Below are 3,609 nucleotides of genomic sequence, written 5' to 3' on the forward strand. Positions count from 1 at the left end.
ATTAATCAGAGCACAGGGTCCCCGAGACACGGCATCTGCACCCTCTCGAGGGTTATCCCTGCTGCGTCAACCGCCAGAGCTTCGCCCCGGTGTCCCGGACCGCACGTGGCAGCGGCGAGGAAGCGATGCTCGCGTACGGCGTCTCAACCCGCCCATCCCGGTCTTGAACCGGGCGATCCCATCGTCCACACGGCCGACGAGGTCCACGGCCGTGTGCCCGCGTTCGAGCGACCACCGGAGTACGTCCAAGTACAGCGAGGTGCTCGGGTTCGCCGCCCGGTGCTGGCGCAACGTGCCACCCGCCCACGCGGACGCGACCGGGTGAGAGCCCAACGCCACGATCACACCCGAGGTCTCCCCTTCCACGACCGCGGCGCCGATGTACACGTCATCACGACCAGCCGCCCACCGCTCGACGCGTTCGCCGATGTCGGCCGGGTAGGGTGAGGGCACTCCGCGGACCGTGTACGACTCGCTCAGCACCCGCGGCAGCAACGCCGCCGTCTCCCCCGGTCGCGCCGGACGCACCTCGACACCGTTGCTCGCAGCAGCACGCAGCGACCGCTTCGCGTTCCGGTGCAGACCGGCGACGACACCCTCGAGGGAGGCATGTACCAGGTCGACGACGAACGTGCGGTCACGAGACCACTCCACGCCCGCTCGCAGCCTACGACCGGCGCACGACGAAGCGAGGCCGCAGTACGGATCGTGCGGGATGCCGTCGGCGCTGCACGGTCAGGCCCGTGCTGGGGATCGTGGGTCCACATCCTGACGTCTCCGGTCGTCCTCCGCCGATCGATGGCGTTCCCTTTGACAGCGCCGACCCACGACGCACCGCCGACGCGGTGCTCGTGTCCGTCCGACCGTCGAGCTCCGTGATCAGAACGTCGCGACCGTCATCCCCGACCCGACGGCCGGGCGGTCCATCGCCAGGATCGCCTCGGGCAGCTCGTCGAAGCCGATCGTCCGACCGATCGAGTCCGCCGGACGCAACCGACCTGCCACGACGTCGTCCAGCATGGCTGCGTACTCCCGCACGCCGATCCCGTGGCTCCCGAGGATCTCGAGCTCGTCACCGATCACCCGGCCCATCGGGATGGCCGGGGTCGCCTCGTCGCCGAGCAGCAGCCCCACCTGCACGTGCCGACCGCGCGGCCGCAGGGTCCCGACGGCCGCGACCGACGTCGCCCGACTCCCGAAGGCGTCGACGGAGACGTGCGCGCCACCGCCGGTCAGCGTCCGGATCGCCCCGACGGCCCCGGCATCCATGGGCACGGTCGCCGCACCGAGGGCTGCAGCACGCTCGAGCGCAGCGGGCGAGATGTCGGACGCCACGACGCGGGCGCCCGCGGCGACGGCGACCTGGACGGTGGAGAGGCCGACGCCGCCGCAGCCGAAGACGGAGACCCACTCCCCTGCGGTCACCCGTCCCACTGCGTGGAGTGCGTGGTAGGCCGTACCGAACCGGCAGCCCAGGCTCGCGGCCTCCGCGAAGCCGACCTCGTCCGGCAGCGCGACGACGTTGAGGTCGGCGTGCGGCACCGCGACGAACTCGGCGTAGGAGCCGGCGAGGTCGAACCCGGGTTGCTGCTGCGCCGTGCACACCTGCGTCGCCCCTGCACGACACTGCTCGCAGGTCCCGCACGCGAAGATGAACGGCGCCGTGACGCGGTCCCCCACCGCGACCCGTCGGACGTCGGCCCCGACGGCGGCGACCTCGCCCGCGAACTCGTGTCCGGGCACGTGCGGCAGTGTCACCGAGTCGTCGTGCCCCTTCCAGGCGTGCCAGTCGCTCCGGCAGACGCCGGTCGCGCGCACCCGGACGAGGACGCCGTGCGGCGGCACGTCCGGTCGGGGGACCTCGACGACGGCGGGGACGGAACCGAACTCGGAGTACTGCACTGCTCGCACCCGCCCATCATGGCAGGTCGGTCGTACCCCGTAGGCTCCTGAGCATGCGTTCACGGTCCGTCCTGGTCACACTGCTCCTCGTCGCGCTGGCGACCCTGCTGGGAGCGGCGCCGGCGAGCGCGCACTCGGCGCTGGTCTCGAGCGACCCGGCGGCGGAGGGCACCGTGACCGCGCCGCTCGACCGGGTGACCCTCACCTTCTCCGAGGCGCCGTTGGCCGGGCTCGACGCCGGACTGCGCATCGAGGTCCGCGACGGCCAGGGCGCCGACGTCTCGACCGGTGACGTCGAGGTGTCCGGCACGGCGATGTCCAAGGCCGTCGACCTCGGGTCCGGGCGGTACCGCGTGCTCTGGCGGTACGTCTCCCCCGACGGACACCCGATCACCGGCGAGTACGGCTTCACCGCGTCGCTCCCGACGCGGACGCCGTCGCCCACGGCATCGTCGACGACTCCCGTCACGCCGTCGGCCGCGGCCTCCTCCGGCGCATCCGCGGCGGCGGCCACGGCCACCGCTGCACCGGCAGGCGCGACGACGCACGCCGGGCACTCCAGCGGACTGGTCTGGGTCATCGGCGGGCTCGCCGTGGCGGTCGCGATCGTCGCAGCGGTCACCGCGGTCCTGCGTCGGCGCGGCGGGCGGGGTCGGCCGCGGGGCGCAGCGTCGGTCGACGACGCCGGACGCTGACGCGCCGGGCCCAGACATCCCGGCCCCAGACGCCCCGGACGCTCACGCGCCGGACGCGCACACTCCGGTGGTCCGGCCTGGAGGCACGGATCGCCGCCGCCACGCCCGTCACGCGGGTGGTCAGGCAGCCGTGAACACGAGCGAGGCGTTCTGGCCGCCGAACCCGAACGAGTTGTTGAGTGCGGCACCGACCCGACCGCGTCGAGCCGGCCCGGCCACGACGTCGAGGTCGATCGCGGGGTCGAGCCGGTCGAGGTTGAGCGTCGGCGGGACGGTGCCGGTCTCGATCGCGCGGACGGCCAGGATCGACTCCACGGCACCAGCCGCGCCGAAGAGGTGGCCGATGGCGCTCTTGGGCGCGGACACCGCGGCCCCGGTACCGACGACCCGGGCGATCGCGGCGGCCTCACCGACGTCGCCGACCGGGGTGCTCGTCGCGTGGGCGTTCACGTGGTCGATGTCGGAGCCGACGAGCCCGGCCATCCGGACCGCGGCGCGCATCGCCCGCTCCTGCTCGCTGCCGTCGACGAGCGGGGCGGTGATGTGGTGCGCGTCCGAGGTGACCGCCCAGCCGGCGAGCCGGCCGTGGGTGCGCGCGGCGCGGGCACGAGCGTGTCCGGCCCGTTCGAGCACGACGATCCCGGCGCCCTCGCCGAGCACGAAGCCCCGCCGGTCGACGTCGAACGGTCGCGACAGCGTCGTCGGGTCGTCGTCGCCGGGCTTCGCGAGGGCCTGCGACTGTGCGAACGAGGCCATGGTGACCGGGGTGACCGCGGCCTCGGTCCCGCCGGCGACCACCACGTCGGCCTCCCCCGTCGCGATGAGGCGCGCGGCGGTCGCGATCGCCTCGGCACCGGACGCACACGCCGAGACCGTGGTGTAGGCGCCCGCCCGAGCTCCGAGCTCGATGCTGATCTGTGCCGCGGCCCCGTTCGCCATGAGCATCGGGACGGCTCGGGGCGAGACGCGCCGGGCCCCGGCGTCCCCGAGGACGTCGTGCGCGTCGAGGAGC

4 protein-coding genes are annotated in these 3,609 nt (G+C 73.8%); 1 reads left to right on the plus strand and 3 read right to left on the minus strand.

All coding sequences use genetic code 11. The annotated features are described in order from the left end of the window. Nucleotides 1-66: 66 nt before the first annotated feature. Both I59_RS15730 and I59_RS15735 read right to left on the minus strand, forming a co-directional pair. A complete protein-coding gene (locus tag I59_RS15730; protein WP_022904686.1) occupies nucleotides 67-654 on the minus strand; it encodes a GNAT family N-acetyltransferase in 588 nt (195 codons plus the stop codon). Nucleotides 655-879: 225 nt separating this feature from the next. Further along, nucleotides 880-1,911, minus strand: coding sequence for an alcohol dehydrogenase catalytic domain-containing protein (locus I59_RS15735; RefSeq protein WP_022904687.1), 1,032 nt, complete (start codon nucleotides 1,909-1,911; stop codon nucleotides 880-882). Nucleotides 1,912-1,955: 44 nt separating this feature from the next. On the opposite strand from I59_RS15735, the gene I59_RS20225 reads away from it, so the two are divergent. After that, complete coding sequence (locus I59_RS20225; protein ID WP_022904688.1) at nucleotides 1,956-2,597, plus strand: copper resistance CopC family protein; 642 nt, start codon at nucleotides 1,956-1,958, stop codon at nucleotides 2,595-2,597. Between the two features lie 120 nt (nucleotides 2,598-2,717). Here the strand turns inward: I59_RS20225 and I59_RS15745 are convergent. Then, nucleotides 2,718-3,609, minus strand: an 892-nt coding sequence (locus I59_RS15745; RefSeq protein WP_022904689.1) for a beta-ketoacyl synthase, incomplete at its 5' end; no start/stop codon positions are given.

The sequence above is a fragment of the Curtobacterium sp. B8 genome, from assembly GCF_000333315.1.
GTDB lineage: Bacteria > Actinomycetota > Actinomycetes > Actinomycetales > Microbacteriaceae > Curtobacterium > Curtobacterium luteum.